This is a genomic window from Geomonas edaphica, assembly GCF_004917075.1.
Taxonomy (GTDB): Bacteria; Desulfobacterota; Desulfuromonadia; order Geobacterales; family Geobacteraceae; genus Geomonas; species Geomonas edaphica.
The window spans coordinates 1-548 of record NZ_SSYB01000013.1 but is presented as its reverse complement, the minus strand read 5'-3'; the positions used below and the strand labels follow the sequence as shown (position 1 = coordinate 548).

Here is a 548-nt window from a genome sequence, read left to right as displayed (position 1 = left end):
AGGAACGGCTTGTCGATGGCGCGCTGCGGCTCCGGGATGTAGGCGTCGACTGCGTCCATCAGCTTCATGATGGCCTGCTCGCCGAGTTCGCCCTGGTCACCCTCGAGGCCCTTAAGAGCGGAACCCTTGATGATCGGGATATCGTCGCCCGGGAAGTCGTAGGAGGAGAGGAGTTCGCGAACTTCCAGCTCGACCAGCTCGAGGAGTTCCTCGTCGTCCACCATGTCGGCCTTGTTCAGGAACACGACGATGTAGGGGACGCCGACCTGACGCGCGAGCAGGATGTGCTCACGGGTCTGCGGCATCGGGCCGTCAGCTGCGGAAACAACCAGGATCGCGCCGTCCATCTGCGCTGCACCGGTGATCATGTTCTTTACGTAGTCGGCGTGGCCCGGGCAGTCGACGTGAGCATAGTGACGCTTGTCGGTCTCGTACTCGACGTGTGCGGTGGCGATGGTGATACCACGCTCACGCTCTTCCGGAGCGTTGTCGATCTGGTCGAACGCCTTGAACTCAGCCTGGCCCTTGCCTGCGAGCACCTTGGTGAT

The 548-nt window shown here is 62.2% G+C and carries 1 protein-coding gene; it reads right to left on the bottom strand.

Annotated features, from left to right (window positions below; all coding sequences use genetic code 11):
• A partial coding sequence (locus E8K79_RS21005; protein WP_246043944.1) for a GTP-binding protein occupies positions 1–548 on the bottom strand: 548 nt, incomplete at both ends.